The following is a 17,550-nucleotide window of genomic DNA, read 5'->3' on the forward strand; positions in this document are numbered from 1 at the left end:
GCTGTCTTCGTCGTCGTGTCGGTTGCCGCGCTCTTCTAGCCGGCGGGTGCCGAGCCTGGTCGGCCCGGGCTCGGCGCCTGCTTACCAAACAAGCCGTAATGACCGGCCATGCCGGCGGCGACGATCCGGTTCGGCGCCCCCAGCTTGTTCAGGAGCGAGGCGACCAGGCGCTTCGCGGTCCGCTCGGAAACCAGCATGCGTTCGGCGATTTCTGTGGTCTCCAAGCCGCGGGACAGCAGTACCCACAGGCGAATCTCTTCCACCGCCAGCTGACCGAAGATCTCCTCCGGCGGGTGCCGCACCGCGTCGAGCAACGCGGTGAACAAGGTGTCCTCGACCACTCGGAAGCCCGCGGCCACGGACAGCAGGGGAGCGACCAGCACATCCGGATCAGCCGACTTCGGCAGGAATCCGTCGGCGCCGGCCCGGAGAGCTTCTTCGGCGAGCTTCAGGTCCGACGTGCCTGACAGCGCAATGACTTTTGTATCGGGATGGCGGGATTTGATATGGCGGATCGCCAGAATCCCGTTGACGGGCGGCATGGCGAGATCGACTATCGCGATGTCGGCCTCGCACGAGCCGACGAGCGAGGCCGCCTCCTCCGCGCGGTTCGTCGTACCACCGATCTCGAACCGGTCGCCGGCTTTCGCCTTGAGCAGCAGAGCCAGCCCCTGGGTGAACAGGTCGTGGTCATCGACGAGCACCAGGACGAGCTTGTGGTCTTGCATGGCTCTCCTCGTCGGAAGATGACAAAATCACTATACGAGCCCACCGGCAGAGGCGCTGGCGGCAGCGTCGTGGAGGCACCGATGTCGACCGTACCGTGGTGGCGTTCCGTGCGGTCAAGCACGATCCTCCAGACGGATACGTTCCGGGAGACCGACATCCGGATCGTGGAACGGGTGCCCGCCAGCGTCCGGGTCGGCGTCGTGGTGTCCGTCGGGCTGCTCCTCGCGCTCGGGCCGAACTCCGTGCGGCACCACCTCGCGATCGGGTTGATGTGGCTGGCTATCGGCGGCATCTACGCGCTCATCGTCTTCTGGGATCCTACGATCGAGTTACGCAGCATCCGGTCCGCTTCGGTGGTGTCCGGTCTGGACTCGGTCCTGTCGCTGGCCATCATCGCGTTCACCGGCGGTGCGAGCAGCGTCGCGGTGTCGCTGCTGTTCCTGGTCATCGCGGCCGCGGCGATGCGACTGTCCTTCGTGGCCACTGTGGCCATGTCGATAGCCCTCGGTGGCGCCTACTTCCTGATCGCGGTGCTGGTGGACGCCGATCAGACCTCGTCGGCCACCCGCATGCAGTCCGGGTTGTGGTGGCCGGTCTACCTGGTGTTCACCGCAGCACTGACGGGCGGCTTCGCGCTGTTGACCGAACGGGCGATACAAGCACACAGCGCCGCCCGGGCACAGGCGATCGCGGAACGGGCGGCGGCGGAAGAGGAACGGGACCTGCGTGCCCGCCTCATGAAGTCCTACGAGGCCCAGGAAACCGGCTTGCACGTCATTCTGCACGAGTTCCGCACTCCCATCGCCTCGCTCAAGGCGCTGACCGACAACCTGGTCGAGCGAACCGGCACGGCGGCGGCCGAAGGCGACGACAGCCGGGCCAGCCTGCGGCTGCTGGCGGCCCACGCGGGCCACCTTTCGTCGATGATGGACGCGCTCGGCGACGTCGCCGCGAGCCGGCGGCCCACCTTCAGCACCGGGCGTCGCCGGGTCGTCGACATCAAGGAGTTCTTGTCCGCGGCCGGAGACGCCGCCGGCCTGGCGGGCTCCGAGCTGCGGATCACCGTCACGCCGCCGGGCGCACAGTCCCGCCTGGACGCACAACTGCTGCGACGCGTCATCACCAACCTCGTGGAAAACGCCGGACGGCACAGCCGGGGCGCGCCCGTCGAGGTCGTCGCGCGGCTGGGACCAGAACGGCTCCAGGTCATGATCCTCGACCGGGGGCCGGGTTTCCCGGCCGAACTCGCGCCCATCGTCACCGAGCGGTTCGTTTCCGGGGAACACCGTGGCACCGCGGGGCTCGGACTGTGGATCGCCGAACAGATCGTCCAGTCGCTCGACGGCCGGATCCGGTTCCGCCCGCGTTCGGGTGGCGGCTTGGTCGTCTGCCTCGACATGCCGGTCGGCTGAGCGGGTCTCGCCGTTCGGGCCGGCTACTTTTCATTTTCTGACGTCTTTTCGCGTCCGTTTCCGTGTGCGTGGCCCGCGCGGGTCGGCGGGGTTGGCACGCGCGGGCCACCGATGGCTCGCGCGATCGGTGTGCATCGCGCCGAATCTTGTGATGATTACCCGAGTCCTTCACCTACGAGGAGTTGACGTCAATGAAGACGAAGGCTGCGGTCCTTTGGGGACAGCACGAAAAGTGGCAGGTCGAGGAAATAGACCTGGATCCACCGAAGGCCGGCGAGGTCTTGGTCAAGCTGACCGCCAGCGGGCTGTGCCACTCCGACGAGCATCTCGTCACCGGAGACCTGCCCTTCCCCTACCCCCTGGTCGGCGGCCACGAAGGCGCCGGTGTGGTCGAGGCCGCCGGCCCTGGCGTCATGGACATCGCCGAGGGCGACCACGTGGTCATGACCTTCCTGCCTGCCTGCGGCCGGTGCTCGTATTGCGCGCGGGGTCTGGGCAACCTCTGTGACGCCGGCGCCGCCGTGATGCTCGGCCCGCAGCTGGACAACACCTACCGCTTCCACGCCCGCGGCGAAGACGTCGGCCAGATGTGCCTGCTCGGCACTTTCTCCGAATACACCGTCGTGCCGGCGGCGTCGGTCGTGAAGATCGACGACGGCATTCCGCTGGACAAGGCCGCGCTCGTCGGTTGCGGCGTGACGACCGGCTTCGGCAGCGCGGTCCGATCCGGCGAAGTGCGGGCCGGTGACGCTGTGGTCGTCGTCGGCGTCGGCGGGATCGGCGTCAACGCGATCCAGGGTGCCCGGATCGCCGGCGCCCGGCTCATCGTCGCGATCGACCCCGTCGAGTTCAAGCGCACCAAGGCTCTCGAGTTCGGGGCCACCCACACGGCCGCGTCGATGGACGAGGCGTGGAACACCGTCAGCGAGCTCACCCGCGGCCAGCTGGCCGACGTGTGCGTGATCACCACGGACGTCGCCGAGGGTGCACACATCACGCCCGCCCTTTCGCTCGTCGGGAAGCGCGGCCGGGTCGTCGTCACGGCCATCGGCCATCCCGAGGAAACGTCGATCACGACGAGTCTCATCGAGCTGACGCTGTACGAAAAGCAGCTCCGCGGTTCCCTGTTCGGTTCGTCCAACGGCCAGCACGACGTGCCGCGGCTGCTCGAGCTCTACAACGCCGGGCTGCTGAAGCTCGATGAGCTCATCACCACCGAGTACTCCCTGGAGGACGTCAACCAGGGCTACGAGGACATGCGCAACGGCAAGAACATCCGCGGCCTCATCCGGTACTAGCCCACCTCGGTCGCCCGCAACGGCTCAAATTCGTGATGTGAGGACAGTTTCATGGCTATCGAACGCAACATCGAACACGGCAAGCGCACGGGCTTCGGCAGTCTGAGCGAGGGTGGTCTCCGCATGGAGTCGTTCCCGATGCGCTTGTTCCGCAAGGGGAACAAGAAGTTCTGGAACCCCGAGGACATCGACTTCTCCCAGGACGCCAAGGACTTCGCGGCGATGAGCCCCGACGAGAAGCGGCTCACGTCGATCCTGGCCGCCCAGTTCATGGCCGGTGAGGAGTCCGTGACCCAGGACCTGCAGCCCTTCATGACGGCGATGGCCGTCGAAGGCCGGCTGGCCGACGAGGCTTACCTGACGCAGTTCACTTTCGAAGAGGCCAAGCACATGCAGGCGTTCCGCCTGTGGTTCGACGCGGTCGGTCTCGGCACCGACCTCCACGAGTTCGTCGAGTACAGCGAGGCGTACACGAAGATCTTCACCGAAGAGCTGCCGAAATCGCTGTACGCGCTGACGACGGATCCGTCTCCGGCCGCCCAGATCCGCGCGTCCGTGACCTACAACCACGTGGTCGAAGGTTGTCTCGCCCTCACCGGTTACTACGCGTGGGCCAAGGTGTGCAAGAGCCGCAACATCCTGCCGGGCATGCAGCAGGTCGTGAAGTACATCGGCGACGACGAGCGGCGTCACATGGCGTGGGGCACCTTCACCTGCCGGCGCCACGTCGCCGCCGACGACCGCAACTGGGACGTCGTCGACGAGCGGATGCAGGAGCTGCTCCAGCCGGCGCTGCAGCTGATCGTGCGGCTGTTCGACAATTTCGGGGACAACACCCCGTTCGGCATCAGCCTCGACGAGATGACCGATTACGGGTTGGACAAGGTCAACCGCAGGCTCGAGTCGATCGAGAGCGCACGGGGCTGCGCGGTCGAGGAAATCGACGAGGACTACTCCCCGATGCAGCTCGAGGACAAGTTCGCCGCGGAAGACGAAGCGGCGGTCGAGCAGGCGCTGACGGCCGTCGGCTCCTGACCCGTCGAGTTCTCACCGGTAACCAGGTCGACGCCGACCTCGAACCCAAGGAAATCACCGACATGCTGCGGGACACCTCTGCGCAAGAAGCGAACACGAACGTCGACCTGCTCTTCATCGGCGCCGGGCCGGTGGGTCTCTTCGGCGCGTACTACGCAGGATTCCGCGGCCTGAGCATGGCGGTGGTCGACGCCCTTCCCGAGGTCGGCGGCCAGGTCCAGGCGATCTACCCCGAGAAGAAGATCTACGACATCGCCGGCCTGCCGGGCGTGCCGGGGCAGGAGCTCATCGGCAACCTCGTCCGGCAGGCCGCGCCGTTCTCCCCGCTGTACCTGCTTTCGCAGCAGGTACAGCGGTTGGAGCGCCGTGACGGCGGGTGGCGGGCCACGACGTCGGCCGGCGTGGTGGTCGACGCCCGCGCGGTCGTGATCACCTCCGGCGTCGGGGCGGTCACCCCGCGCCCCATCCCGGCAGGCGAGGATTTTCTCGGCCGCGGCCTGTGCTACTTCGTCCCGCGGCTGGAGGTGCTCGATGACAAGGACGTCGTGGTGGTCGGCGGCGGGGATTCCGCGGTCGACTGGGCGCTGGCGGCGTTGCCGCGTGCGCGGTCGACCACACTCGTGCACCGCCGACGGCAGTTCCGCGCGCACGAGCACTCGGTCCAATTGCTTCACCGGTCCGCCTGCACCGTGCTGGTCGACGCGAACGTGACCGAACTGCGTGGGCAGGACCGGGTGGAGAGCGTCGCCATCAAGGTGGCCGGCGAGGCCGAGGTCCGCGAGACCAAGGCGCAGGTCGTCGTCGCCGCGCTCGGGTTCCTGATGGACCTCGGTCCGATCAAGGATTGGGGGCTCGAACTCGAGGGCCGCGCGATCCGGGTCGACAGCAGGATGCGGACCAACCTGCCCGAGGTCTTCGCGGCCGGCGACGCCGCAACCTTCGACGGCAAGGTCAAACTCATCGCCGTCGGTTTCGGCGAAGTGGCGACCGCGGTCAACAACGCGGCCGTGGCGCTCGACCCGCAGGCCGGGCTCGCGCCGGGGCACTCGAGTGACTTGACCCTTCCCGCCCAAGTCGGCGCCTGAAGCACACCGACATTCATCGAACGACCCTGAGGAGGTGGAACTGATGGCTTTCGTCATCGGAGAACCGTGCGTGGACGTGAAAGACATGACCTGCATCGAGGAATGCCCGGTCGACTGCATCTACGAGGGCGAGCGCATGCTCTACATTCACCCCTCCGAGTGCATCGACTGCGCGGCGTGCGAACCGGTCTGCCCGGTCGAGGCCATCAGGCCGGCCCAGCACGTCGACGACCGCTGGCGGCCGTTCCAGGAATCGGCGAAGTCGGCGTTCGACGTACTCGGCAGCCCGGGCGGGTCCACCAAGGTCGACCCCCCGATCGAGGACACGGAGTACGTGAAGAACTTCGAAAAGCACTAGCCGCGACACTGCGCGCTTCGGACCGGTCTCGGCCGCGAGTGGGCCACAAAGGAGTTCCGGATGACGTCAATGGCGACGATTGACTGCGAACGTGGGGACGAGGACAGAGGGCACGGCCAGGCCTGCTTCGCGCCCTCCGAAACGGATCCATGGTCTTTGGTCCGTGCCTCGCAAGAGGGTGACCACCGGGCGTTCGGCCTGCTGTACAGTCGGTTCTCGGTGGACGTGTACCGCTTCGCACGAGGACGGCTGCGCGACGAACACGCTGCCGAAGACGTCACCAGCGAAACGTTCCTCCGTGCGCTCCGCAGCATCGGCACGGTGCGGTACTTCGGATCCAGCGTCCGGGCTTGGCTGCTGACGATCGCCAGGAACATCATCCTGGACCACGTGAAGTCGGGACGCTTCCGGCACGAGGTGATGGTCTCGGAGTTTTCCGAGCAGGAGCAGGCCGTCGTGATTCCGGAGTTCAGCGTCTTCTCGCAGCCCTGCCGGGAGGAAATCGCCCGGCAGATGTTCGAGTTGAGTGAGGACCAGCGGATCTGCCTGCGGCTGCGGTTCTTCGACGGTCTGTCCGTGTCGGAAACCGCGCAGGTCATGCAGCGGAAGAACAGCGCCGTGCGCGCACTGCAGCACCGCGCCGTCCGGCGGCTGGCAGAGCTGGTCGACCCGGTCGCGGTGGATTGAGACCCGAAGTGGAGACAAAGTTGCTTGGTGAAGAACCCAGTCAGAAAGGCGTTCGCTGATGACGATGGGGTCAGTCGAGATTCCGCCGGCGGTGCGTCCCTTCCTGGAGAACGCGGCCGCGAGCATCGTCATCGGTGCCGAGGAGACGACGGCTGCCGCAGGGGGCGAGATCCCGACCACGGACCCTGCTACGGGCGCGCTGCTGGCGAACATCGCGGCAGGCGGCAAAGCGGACGTGGACCGCGCCGTCGAGACCGCGCACAAGGCCTTCGCCGGTTGGCGGCGCCTCAGCCCGGCCGCGCGCGGCCGCGTGCTGCTGGACGTTGCCGACGTGATCGACGAGTACGCCGAGGAACTGGCCACCCTCGAGACGCTGGACAACGGGAAGCCACTCACCGAGTCGACCTACCTCGACGTCAGCCTCTCCGCGCAGATCTGGCGGTACTTCGGCGGGTGGACCACGAAGCTCGGCGGCCAGACCCTGCCGGTGTCGCCCGCGGTGGGCGAAGCCCTAGTCTACACCCAGCGCGAGCCGCTCGGCGTGGTCGGCGCGATCGTGCCGTGGAACTTCCCGTTGATGATCGCGTCGTGGAAGGTGGCACCGGCGCTCGCCGCGGGGAACACCGCGGTGCTCAAGCCTTCCGAGTTCACGTCGTTGAGCGCACTGCGGCTGATCGAGGTCGCACTCGAAGCGGGGCTGCCCCCGGGCGTGCTGAACTTGGTGACGGGTCTGGGACCGGAAGCCGGCCAGGCCCTCATCGACCACCCGGGCGTCGCGAAGATCTCGTTCACCGGGTCGACCGAAACCGGGCGGCGGATCGTGACCGCCAGCGCCGGGAGCTTGAAGAAGCTCACGCTCGAGCTGGGCGGGAAGTCGGCGAACCTCGTCTTCCCGGACGCCAACATCGAGGCGGCGGTGCAGGGTGCCCTCAACGCCATCTTCCTGAACCAGGGTCAGGTGTGCTGTGCGGGCTCGAGGTTGTTCGTGCACCGCGACATCCACGACGAGGTCGTGGCCGCTCTCGCCGCGGAGGCCCGGGGAATCCAGCTGGGCCACGGCCTGAATGAGGACACCCAGATGGGTCCGCTGATCTCGGCGCGGCAGCTGGACCGGGTGGAAGGCTTTGTCAAGGCGGGTGTTCGCGACGGCGCGACGCTGGTGTGCGGCGGCGAACGGCCCGGAGGCGCGCTGGCCGGTGGGCACTTCCTCGAGCCGACGATCTTCACCGACGTGCGGGACGAGATGTCCATCGGCGCCGACGAGATCTTCGGCCCGGTGCTCTCGGTCCTGAAGTTCGACGACGAGGACGAGGCGGTGCGCCGCGCCAATTCCAGCGTCTACGGACTCGCCGCGGGCGTGTGGACCAACGACCTGAAGCGAGCTCACCGCGTTGCGCGTGATCTGGAGGCGGGCACGGTCTGGGTGAACATGTACAACATGATCGACCCGGCGGCTCCCTTCGGTGGCTACAAGTCCTCGGGTTACGGCCGTGACCTCGGCGAGGAGTCACTGCTGGGGTACACACAGACGAAGTCGGTCTGGATCGGGATGGACTGAAACCCGCCGTCCGTCCATATTCCACATTTTTCCGCAAGAAACTCAGTGAGGAGTGCAAAATGGGTGCGTTCAAGGATGACTCCGAGGTTTACAAGTACATCGGTGGTGTCTTCGAGAACGGTCTGGCCGACCCGGAGGTGGGCCCGAAGCTGAAGGGCTCCGGCGTCGTCCTCCAGATCACTTACACCGACCCCGACTCGGTCCTGACGGTCGACTTCCCCTCCGGTGAGGTGCACCGGGGTGCGAGCGACCTGACGCCGCAGGTCGAGCTGTTCATGACGGCCGACACCGGCAACCGGTTCTGGCTGGGCAAGGTGAACCTGTCCGTCGCGATGGCCAAGGGGCAGGTCCGGGCGAAGGGACCGGTCTCGAAGATCCTGAAGCTGGTGCCGGCGGCGAAGTCCCTGTTCCCCGCCTACGAGTCGTTGCTCGAGCGTGACGGCCGTGACGACCTGCTGAAGGCGTGAGCGGCGGACAGGGTTCCGGTGACTACGTCGTCGGCGTGACGGAGGTCAAGTGATGCGCAGCACCATGCAGGGCACACCGCTCACGGTCGCGTCGATCCTGCGGCACGGCGTGGAGGTCCACGGTGACCGGCAGGTGACCACCGCGACGGGCGACGGGTTCCGCCGGTCGACCTACGAGCAGGTGGGTCGGCGGTGCGGTCAGTTCGCCAACGCGTTGCGCCGCCTCGGGATCGCCGGCGACGACCGGGTGGCCACGTTCCAGTGGAACAACCAGGAGCACCTGGAGGCGTACGCCGCGGTGCCTGCGATGGGTGCGGTGCTGCACACGCTCAACATCCGGTTGTCCGCCGAGCAGATCCGCTTCATCGCCGGGCACGCCGAGGACAAGGTCGTCATCGTCGACTCTTCGCTCGTGCCGCTGCTGGCCCGCGTCCTGCCCGGGGTCGATACGGTCGAGGTCGTGCTGGTCACCGGCGACGACGGTGACCTGACACCGCTGGAGGGCAGCGGCAAGGCGGTGCTCCGCTACGAAGACGTCCTCGGCGCGGAGTCACCGGAGTTCACGTGGACCGACGCGGACGAGGACGCCGGGGCCGCGATGTGCTACACCAGCGGCACGACGGGCGACCCGAAGGGTGTGGTGTACAGCCACCGTTCGCTGTATCTGCACTCGATGGCCGCCTGCACGGGCAACGGACTGGGCATCGCCGAGCAAGACCGGATCTTGCCGATCGTGCCGATGTTCCACGCCAACGCGTGGGGCCTGCCGTACGCGGCCTTGATGGCCGGTGCGGAACTGCTGATGCCGGACCGGTTCATGCAGGCGGCCCCGCTGGCCAGGATGGTCCACACGGAACGGCCCACCGTGGCCGGCGCGGTCCCGACGATCTGGAACGACGTGCTCCTGGACACGGAGAAGGACGCCGGTCTGGATTTCTCGTCGTTGAGGCTGGTCGTCTGCGGCGGGTCCGCCGTGCCGCGCTCTCTCATGGAGGCGTTCGAGAACCGGCTCGGCGTCACCATCCTGCAGGCGTGGGGCATGACCGAGACCTCCCCGATGGCGTCGGTGGCTCGCCCGGCGGTCACCGCCGGCCCAGCCGATGCGTGGCGGATGCGGGCGACGCAGGGACGCCCGGTCTGTGGTGTCGAGATGCGGATCGTCGGCGACGACGGCACGCCTCAGCCGCGGGACGGGCAGGCCGTCGGCGAGCTGGAGGTGCGGGGACCGTGGGTGACCGGCTCGTACTACCAGGTCGACGATGACGCGCGCTTCCACGACGGATGGCTGCGCACGGGCGACGTCGGGCACATCAGCGCCGAGGGCTTCCTGACGCTGACCGACCGGATGAAGGACGTCATCAAGTCCGGCGGCGAGTGGATCTCGTCGGTCGAGCTCGAGTCGGCCCTGGCGGGGCACCCCGACGTGTTCGAAGCGGCGGTCATCGCAGCACCGGACGAGCGTTGGCAGGAACGTCCGCTGGCGGCCGTCGTCCTTCGTGAGGGAGCGATCGTCTCGCCGGGGGAACTCCGATCCTGGTTGTCGGACAAGCTGCCTCGGTGGTGGCTGCCCGAGCGGTGGACCTTCGTCGAGGAGATCCCGCGCACCAGCGTCGGGAAGTTCGACAAGAAGGTGCTGCGCGGGGACTACGCGGACGGCCGGTTGAAGGTGGAGACCCTCGAATGACCTTCCGCGCCGTGAAGTTCGCGGTGTAGCCGACTGTGAGGAGGAGGTGAGCGCATGGAGAGTGCCCCCAGCGCCTTGAAGATCGAATTCGACGGCGTGACGACGGTTCTCGGCGACGAACCGGTGCTGCACCGGCTTCGGCTGTCGGTGCCGGACGGGCAGGTCACGGTGATCCTCGGACAGTCGGGGTGCGGCAAGACGACTCTCCTGCGGCACCTCGTGGGCCTGCTGCCGCCGACGGGCGGCAGCGTCCGGCTGGACGGACGTGACGTCTGGTCGCTGACCTCGGCCGAGCTCGTCAGTGCTCGTGGCGGGATCGCGGCCGTGGTCGGCGGCTCACACCCGTTCGACAGCTGGCTGTTCTCCTCGATGAACGTCTACGAGAACGTCGCTTGTGTCCTGCGTCGTGCCGGTGCGACGGACGATGAGGTGCACGCGACCACCGCGCCGTTGATGCGGGAATTCGGCCTGGAGGCCTTCGCGCGTTCCTTCCCCGAGGAGATCCCCGCGCACGCGAGGCGCAGGGTGCTCCTCGCGCAGGCGTTGGTGTCCGGCATGCCGCTGATCGTCCTCGACGACGTCGACACCGCGCTCGATTCCCGCTACACGGGTGCCATCGTCAGGGCGATCAAGTCGGTCAACGAGAAGGCGCGGGCCACGGTACTGATCACGGCGAACGACCTGGACTTCGCACGGGAAGTGGCACACGAGGTCGCCGTCCTGTGGAACGGCAAGATCGTCTCCCACGGGCCGCCGGACGTCCTCCTGCGCGGCGTGCGGACCGGCGAAGAGTTCGCCAGGCGGTTCTTCCGGACGGACCTCGCCGGGCCGCTGTGCAGGGACGTCGTCGAAGGCGGCTTGCGAGGCGGCGAGCCGGCGAGGCGGTTCTTCGCGATCGATCCCGACCTGCCGGTGTGGTGGGTCGTCGCGCTCCTGCTGCTGGTAATCGTCTTCGTGTTCTGGTCCAGCGCGGGCACCGTCTTCGGCGGGCCGTGACGATGGATGATCCGTACCTGCAAAGCGTCCGCACGGCAAAGCTTGCGGCCTTGGCCCATGCGATCCGGATCGTTGACGACCACGGCGATCTCAACCACCGCTACCAGGCACTGATCGACGACTCGCAGGTCGTGCTGGACAGCAACCGGATCTGGTTGACCCAGGCACGGGGCCTGGTCAAACGGCTGGTCGTCCTGGCCAAGGCGGCGAACGAGACGTGTTGGACGCGGGCCTTGCCCAGGCGGACGGGCTCGTCCGGACCGGATTCCGGCTCTGGCACAAAGTCCGGTGCGCCACGAGGCGCTGATGTGTCGGATGGAGGTGGAAGACCGTCCATCGCTGGGTCGTCGTAGCGGCCTGGTGCAGCTGGAGGCAGCCTGAACCGGGGGTCGCCGGGGAGGGTGGGAGCAGCCTCGACGAAGTCGCGTCGGTCCAGCACTGCCGGATGGGCCGGGCGCGGTGAGCGAGACGGGAAGGTATACGCGAGAAACCGGTGTTGTTACGCCTCTTCATGGGCCGCCAGCTCGAACCCGGTGGATCTGGGCTGGTTCGCGGTGCGCACCCGCCCCTCATTTCGGGTGGGGAACTTCTGGTCGGGTATCGAATGCCTGGGCTGGGAGGTCACGGCGAAGGACTACGGCGTAGCAACGGTTATCTTGAGCTTTCGATTTGATCCCGGCTGTGACCTGGGCGGCCACGTCGTGAACGGTGTCGCCGACGCGGCCGCCGCTGGTAGTGGGATCCCTGTCAGCAGGGCCCGATCGTTACCGAAGAGCGACGTCGTTTGCCGGGAGCAGTCGGGTCGCTGGCGTCGGGTGTATGACGAAGCTGGCCGAGGGCGTGGGCCAGTTGGCGCCGCAGGCGCTGGTTTTCCTCTGCGAGTTCACGGTTTCGTTTGAGTGCAGCATCGAGCCTGGCCAGGGCCGAGGACTCGGTCGTGCGTTCGCTGGCCGGGATCGGCGGCGTGGGCGTGCGTCCCGTGGCCTCGCGGAGGCGCTCGATCTCGGCCCGGATGTCGGGCTGGGCGTAGAGCCAGGACCGGGAGACTGCAGCCGCAGTGGCGACAGTGTGGAAGGTGACCGGCGTGCCGGCATGGTCGAGTTCGCGTAGTGCTTGGATCGCTTTGGCCCGTGTCAACTCGTGGCGCCGCCGGGCGGCGGCGATGATCGGCTTAGTGTTGTCAGGACGCATCGGCGGCCGCCTCTTGCTGGCCGGGATCGTCGACCTCAAGCGTGGTGATGATCTTCTCCAAGTTGTCGGCGACCTGCCGGTTCATCTCCGCCTGCCGGGTGTGGCCGCGGGCCTCGGCCGCGGAGATGATCTGAAGGACTTCTTGATGGTGGTGCCGGTGCTGGGGCAGGAACTCGGCGGTCGTGACGAACATCGGGCATGTCAAACAAGCATTGGCATGCGGGCAGGTCTTGACCAGCGGCAACGAGCAGTAGCCGTTGGGCAGGGCCTGGGTGGCGCGGCCGATGCGTTGCTTGGCCCAGGCCGCCTCGGCCATCGGGCCGTCCGGGGCGAGGGTGACGGTTTGGCCGGTCGCGTTGACCTTGCGAGCCTTTTCCCAGTGCCGGCGGATTGTGGTGTCGGCCAGCCGGGCGTAGTGGGCCGTCATGGCATGAGAATCGTGATCGAGTATGCGTCGGACGACTTCTTGAGGGACGTCGAGGTTGATCAACCGGGTTCCGAGTGAGTGTCGGTATTGGTGCGGGGTGACATGGACAGGGTTGCCGTGGGCGTCGCGGATGTCGCAGCGGCGCAGCCATTCGGCCAGCGCGTGCTGGTAGCCGGAGTGGCTGGCGCGCTTGCTGCCGTCGGGGTTGGCTCTGGAGCGGGGAAAGAGCACTGGGATCCGGTTCGGCCAGCAGTCGCTGACTTTTCGTCGCTGCTTGATGATCTGGGCTTCGAGTTCCTCATCGATGGGCACGAGGGCCTCGCGTTTCATTTTGTGGTTGACGTAGCGCAGGTAGGGGGCGTTGTCGGCGTCGTGGACGACGCAGTCGACGGCCAGGCGCAGGGTGTCACCAAGCCGGAGCCCGCAGCGGATGAGGATGAGGGTGATCAGCCGACGGTCGGGGTCGTTCCACTGATTGAGGTTGTGGGGATCTTCCAGTTGCGTCATGACGTGTTCGGCCAGCGCCCGGGGAAGCAACTGCCCCTTCTTGGGGAAGTCCTCGCTGTGGAGCGTCGCATTCGCGGGCAGCGATTCATCCCACCCGTGCCGGCGGATGGCTTGCAGGAACAGGTGCAGCTGGCTGATGCGTTCGCCGTGGATCTTCTTGCCGGCCAGCTCGGTGTGCAGGTCGGCCAGGTAGCGTTCCAGCAGGGGCCGGTCGACCTGGGCGAGCCGGTCGACACCGACGGCGGGCGAGGTCAGGAACCGGCTGAAGCTGGTGAGCGCGAGCGCGGCCTTGGTGGCCGATCCGGTGCCGAGGCCGCTGCTCAGCCGCCACCGGATCCACCGCTTGGCCAGTTCTTTGAGCCAGGTCTGGCTGATCTGGTCGAACCGCACCGTCGCGGGCCCCTCCTCGACCCCTAGGTTGCGCAGCCGCCAGACGTCACGGCGGTACTCGACGTCCCAGCCTCGGCCGAGATGCGACTCCTCGACCTTGCGGCGCGCATAGATGAGCAGCGCGCGACCGGAGTCGCCGTTGGAGAACCGTGCTCGCTTGGGGAATCGTTGCTTCCACGCCTGTAGCCAAGCGTGTTCGTCGTGGTCCAGCAGCGAGGAAACCTCGGTGGCGGCGAGGAAGTTGACCACGACCTGCACCGCGCTCGGCGCGATCCGGATCGCTGCATCGTCGTGCCGGCACTGCAAGGCGTACTGCGTCTCCAGTCGCAGATGCGCGTCCAGTTCGCGCAGGTCGATGCGCTCGTGGCCGGGTGTGGAGTCGTTCTCGTAGCCGCGGGCGTAGTCGTCGATGTCCGGCCGGCCTTGTTCTTTCCAGCGGATGCCGTGCGTCAGGCAGAACGGCAAGTCCGCATGGACCCATAGGTCGCAGTAGGCGATCCGGCATGTCGCCGGCGGATCGGGCTCCACTACCGGCGGCAGCGCGGCCACCCACTGGTTGAGGTCGGACTGGCCCGACCGCTGCCAGGCGTAGTGGTGGCGCGTGCACAGCCCCCGTTCCTTCCGTCCCCTGAGGCAGCCCGGAATCCGGCACGACGCCAAGGGCTGGTGACCCTTCATCCTCGGGTCGGTAGTGGCGATGAAGTGGCCCAGGTCTGGCTTTCCTTCGCGCCGCCAACGGCTGTCATGGCCGAAGCACAACCCTCGGATACGACCCGTGCGCCCGCATCCCGTTACCCGGCAAGGCTTTCCACCCAAGACAGGATCGTCCGGGCCGAACGCCAGAATCTCTGCTCTGAACTCCGGTCGGACCGCGGCGACCAGCTTCTCCAGCAGGCCTGGACGCACCGCGCCGACGGGCGTCACCTTGGACGTGGTCACCAGCTCACCTCGCGCCCCGTGAACCAGCCGGCCTTCTCCAACTCCCGCCGGGCGTCCTCGGCCGTGAGGTGCCCATAGACGGAAAGCGTGGTGGTCACAGAGGAATGACCGAGGAGTTTGGACACGACCTCGATCGGGACTCCGTCGCGCAACATCCTGGTCGCCGCCGAATGCCGGCACCAATGCGGGTCGAACGCGATCCCCGTTCGCCGCCGTAGTCGTCGCACCAGGTCATAGACTGCCGGGTAGGACCATGGGTGCCCCAGGGGCTGGGCCCACAAGTTGATGAACACGTAGTCCGAGTCCAGATCGCCATACTGCGCAGTGCAGATAGTCGCCCCACAACCGGATCAGTTCCGCCGACACCGGGATGGTGCGCTGCTCGCGCGACTTCGACCGCGCGCCGTTGTCGTTGATCCGCGGCACGATCGTCACCTCGCGTTCAGCCGCGGCGATGTCGGCGTGCCGAAGCCCCAACGCTTCGCCGACGCGAACGCCGCTGTCCCACAACAACGCAAGCAGGAAGCGATCCCGCAGTCGACCGCAGGCGTCCATGATGGACTGCATCTCCGCCACTGTCAGGACGCGAGGGAGCTTCTTCTCGGCCCGCAGCGAGATCGCCCGCCGAGGCTGGGGTTTGCCCTTGCTGATGTGGTGCAGGAACGGCTTCCACCCGCCCCGGCGGCCCGGTAGCTGCCAGGTGGTCAGCAGCTCGCCGACGTCCACGCCGTTGCGCGCTTGGTAGGTGTAGAACGCCGCCAGCGCCGAGAGCTTCCGGTTGACCGTGGACGCCGTCACGTGCGGCTGGACCGACGGCAACACGGCCACGTGGCCGTCGCGGCCGGCCGGCGGCAGCCGCAGCCACGCGACGTATTCACCGATGTCTTCCAACCGGGTCTCCCGCCAGTCCAACCCGCGCTGCCACAGAAAGACCCAGTAGTCCTTCAAATCATGGGCGTACGCCTTGACGGTGTTCGGGGATCGCTCGATGTCGGTCAGGTAGGTCAGATACCGCTCGATCGGCTCGACCTGGATACCGTCCTCGTTCAGGACGGTCCAGGATGGAACCCGGGACGCGGGCATCGCCACGCGCTGAACGTGCACAACTCCTCCAACGTGATCAACGTGATAGACGAGCCGGAGATAACCACGTCCACCAGGTCGATCACGCCGCCCCACGAACCCGTGGCGCACATGGAAGACACACGTTCAGCAGCTCAAGATAACAACGGAAATGTGCTTCAGCTGGACCTTCGCGGCCAGCAGCCCTCCGGGGCGGTAGGCCAGTTCAAGGGCCAGGGTTCGGCGCATGGCGCGCATGGTGACGTTGTCCTCGGGGATGGAAGCCAGTCCGAGTCGGCGACCAGTGGGACCATTCACCCAGTTGCGGAACCATCGATAGCGGACGTCGAAGGCGAACCGTCCGAACAACAGGGCGCCGGACTGGGGATCGTCCAGGAGTTGCTCGGCCAGGCCGGCGGCCAGGTAGGCCGGTTCGACGACGACCCACTCGTCCTCGACGCCGCCCAGCGGCTTGCCCTTGACGACGCGGCTGGCCAGCCGGTAGCGCACCAGCCCCGGTGCGTGTTCTTGCGGGGGCTGGCGGCAGCCGGCCCGCAGCTCCATCAGCTCGCTCGAGCGCATCCCGCTGGTCAGGGTGATCGTGATGATTGCCGCGGTGCGGACTGCACCCAGTAACGTGCGTGCCTCGGCGTCATGCAAGGGAAGAGTCCAGGGGACCGTCTCGTTGTCGTTGTTGGCGAGAGGAACGTGTGTGGCGTTGCGTCCCAAGGGTTTCTCTGCCCCGACGACGTCGAGCGTCGACTCGATCACATCGCGCAGCGTGCGCGTCCAGCTCGGGTTGAAGACGACGTAGCCGGCTTGCCTGGCCAAATTGTCGAGCGCGAGCGGGGTCAGCGGGTCGTTGACGGACCAGCCCGCGTCCACGCGCTCGGCGACGATATGGTCGGGAAGCAACGGCAACGGTCGACGGGCCTGCCGGTATTCGCTGAGGACGCGGGCGAATCCCTTTCGAGATTCTGGGGGTTGTTTGCGGAGGTCATGGGCGGGGTCTCGGCGACGCTTCCACTGGCGTTGCTCGCGCATCTGAGCGGTGAGTTCGGCCGTGCGCGGGCCGATCACGGTCACCAGGTAGAGCGCTGCGGCCAGCAGAGGTTGCAGCACTCGATCGTCCAGTGGCGGGGTGGTGTTGCCGTCCCGGCCGGATCGCATCTCGGCGACGGCCGATGGAGAAGCGCCCGACCAAGGCCGCAGGTCCGCCCGGACCCGATCAGTGGTGAACAGCTCCCGATAGTTGAGCAAGTCGACGACCGTCTGCGCAGCGGCTCGGCGGACGGCGGGACTGCGATCACCGACAACGACACCGTCCGCGTCACGAACGTAGCGGCGGTGGGCCAGGTATGCCGCGCAGCAGTCCTCGTCGACCTCGTCGAGGCTGACGATGCCGTACTTGGCGAGCCAGGTGAACCACCGGGTCAGCTCGGCCAGTCGTCCGTGGCAGGTCTGTGGGTGCAGCGGTGTGCGCAGGGCGCGCGGCAGCACCGCGACGGCTTCGTGTCGAGGCGCAAGCAGGGCCAGGACCAGTTCCTTGGCAACCAGCCGCCAGCGGGCGTCGGCGATGAGGGTGAAGTCGAACCGGCGGCGGGCCGGCGTCATCTGCACCCGTAGACCGATGACCTCGGTGAAATCCCAGACGTCCTCATCGAAAACCGGTCCCGTGGTTCTCACCGGCAATGCCAGACCCGCTTCGACGCAGACAGTCGCTCC

16 protein-coding genes are annotated in these 17,550 nt (G+C 67.2%); 10 read left to right on the forward strand and 6 right to left on the reverse strand.

Translation table 11 applies throughout. The annotated features are described in order from the left end of the window. Positions 1-35: 35 nt before the first annotated feature. The gene (locus PUT80_RS05260) at positions 36-728 is read right to left on the reverse strand and encodes a response regulator transcription factor (protein ID WP_144639096.1); all 693 of its coding nucleotides are present in this window, start codon (positions 726-728) and stop codon (positions 36-38) included. An 81-nt stretch (positions 729-809) separates the two neighbouring features. Here PUT80_RS05260 and PUT80_RS05265 point away from each other — a divergent pair, with 81 nt between their 5' ends. The 10 genes from PUT80_RS05265 (at position 810) to PUT80_RS05310 (ending at position 11,309) form a co-directional block, all read left to right on the forward strand. Then, entirely contained in the window at positions 810-2,141 is a 1,332-nt protein-coding gene (locus tag PUT80_RS05265) for a HAMP domain-containing sensor histidine kinase (RefSeq protein ID WP_144639203.1), read from the forward strand. Positions 2,142-2,332: 191 nt separating this feature from the next. Beyond that, positions 2,333-3,439 carry an NDMA-dependent alcohol dehydrogenase gene (locus PUT80_RS05270; RefSeq protein ID WP_101436364.1) on the forward strand — a complete coding sequence of 369 codons (1,107 nt, stop codon included), beginning with the start codon at positions 2,333-2,335 and terminating at the stop codon, positions 3,437-3,439. A gap of 51 nt (positions 3,440-3,490) precedes the next feature. Beyond that, complete coding sequence (locus PUT80_RS05275; protein WP_144639098.1) at positions 3,491-4,474, forward strand: R2-like ligand-binding oxidase; 984 nt, start codon at positions 3,491-3,493, stop codon at positions 4,472-4,474. Positions 4,475-4,536: 62 nt separating this feature from the next. Beyond that, positions 4,537-5,559: an NAD(P)/FAD-dependent oxidoreductase gene (locus tag PUT80_RS05280; RefSeq protein ID WP_144639100.1), complete on the forward strand. Its 1,023-nt coding sequence runs from the start codon at positions 4,537-4,539 to the stop codon at positions 5,557-5,559. 43 nt (positions 5,560-5,602) lie between these two features. Continuing rightward, on the forward strand, positions 5,603-5,917 hold the full coding sequence (fdxA, locus tag PUT80_RS05285) for a ferredoxin (protein WP_144639102.1): 315 nt from the start codon (positions 5,603-5,605) through the stop codon (positions 5,915-5,917). Between the two features lie 69 nt (positions 5,918-5,986). After that, positions 5,987-6,604 (forward strand): sigma-70 family RNA polymerase sigma factor, encoded by a 618-nt coding sequence (locus PUT80_RS05290; protein WP_144639205.1) that lies wholly within the window; start codon positions 5,987-5,989, stop codon positions 6,602-6,604. A 58-nt stretch (positions 6,605-6,662) separates the two neighbouring features. After that, positions 6,663-8,162, forward strand: coding sequence for an aldehyde dehydrogenase family protein (locus PUT80_RS05295; RefSeq protein ID WP_144639104.1), 1,500 nt, complete (start codon positions 6,663-6,665; stop codon positions 8,160-8,162). Between the two features lie 59 nt (positions 8,163-8,221). After that, positions 8,222-8,629: an SCP2 sterol-binding domain-containing protein gene (locus PUT80_RS05300; protein WP_144639106.1), complete on the forward strand. Its 408-nt coding sequence runs from the start codon at positions 8,222-8,224 to the stop codon at positions 8,627-8,629. A 52-nt stretch (positions 8,630-8,681) separates the two neighbouring features. Beyond that, the gene (locus PUT80_RS05305; RefSeq protein ID WP_275291256.1) at positions 8,682-10,313 is read left to right on the forward strand and encodes a long-chain fatty acid--CoA ligase; all 1,632 of its coding nucleotides are present in this window, start codon (positions 8,682-8,684) and stop codon (positions 10,311-10,313) included. Positions 10,314-10,367: 54 nt separating this feature from the next. After that, positions 10,368-11,309, forward strand: a complete 942-nt coding sequence (locus PUT80_RS05310; RefSeq protein WP_101436357.1) for an ATP-binding cassette domain-containing protein — start codon at positions 10,368-10,370, stop codon at positions 11,307-11,309. A 747-nt stretch (positions 11,310-12,056) separates the two neighbouring features. On the opposite strand, the gene PUT80_RS05315 is transcribed toward PUT80_RS05310, so the two are convergent. From PUT80_RS05315 to PUT80_RS05335, 5 genes are all read right to left on the reverse strand, one after another. Beyond that, positions 12,057-12,500: a DUF6262 family protein gene (locus PUT80_RS05315; RefSeq protein WP_101436356.1), complete on the reverse strand. Its 444-nt coding sequence runs from the start codon at positions 12,498-12,500 to the stop codon at positions 12,057-12,059. After that, positions 12,490-14,763, reverse strand: coding sequence for a tyrosine-type recombinase/integrase (locus PUT80_RS05320; RefSeq protein ID WP_144639116.1), 2,274 nt, complete (start codon positions 14,761-14,763; stop codon positions 12,490-12,492). The genes PUT80_RS05315 and PUT80_RS05320 overlap by 11 nt, the downstream gene beginning before the upstream one ends. Further along, complete coding sequence (locus PUT80_RS05325) at positions 14,760-15,056, reverse strand: tyrosine-type recombinase/integrase (protein ID WP_208637360.1); 297 nt, start codon at positions 15,054-15,056, stop codon at positions 14,760-14,762. Before PUT80_RS05325 ends, PUT80_RS05320 begins: the two co-directional genes overlap by 4 nt. Further along, positions 14,995-15,846, reverse strand: coding sequence for a site-specific integrase (locus PUT80_RS05330; protein ID WP_229858600.1), 852 nt, complete (start codon positions 15,844-15,846; stop codon positions 14,995-14,997). Before PUT80_RS05330 ends, PUT80_RS05325 begins: the two co-directional genes overlap by 62 nt. A 126-nt stretch (positions 15,847-15,972) precedes the next feature. Beyond that, complete coding sequence (locus PUT80_RS05335; protein WP_101436354.1) at positions 15,973-17,511, reverse strand: hypothetical protein; 1,539 nt, start codon at positions 17,509-17,511, stop codon at positions 15,973-15,975. Positions 17,512-17,550: the final 39 nt, after the last annotated feature.

The sequence above is a fragment of the Amycolatopsis sp. La24 genome, assembly GCF_029087445.1.
GTDB lineage: Bacteria > Actinomycetota > Actinomycetes > Mycobacteriales > Pseudonocardiaceae > Amycolatopsis > Amycolatopsis nivea.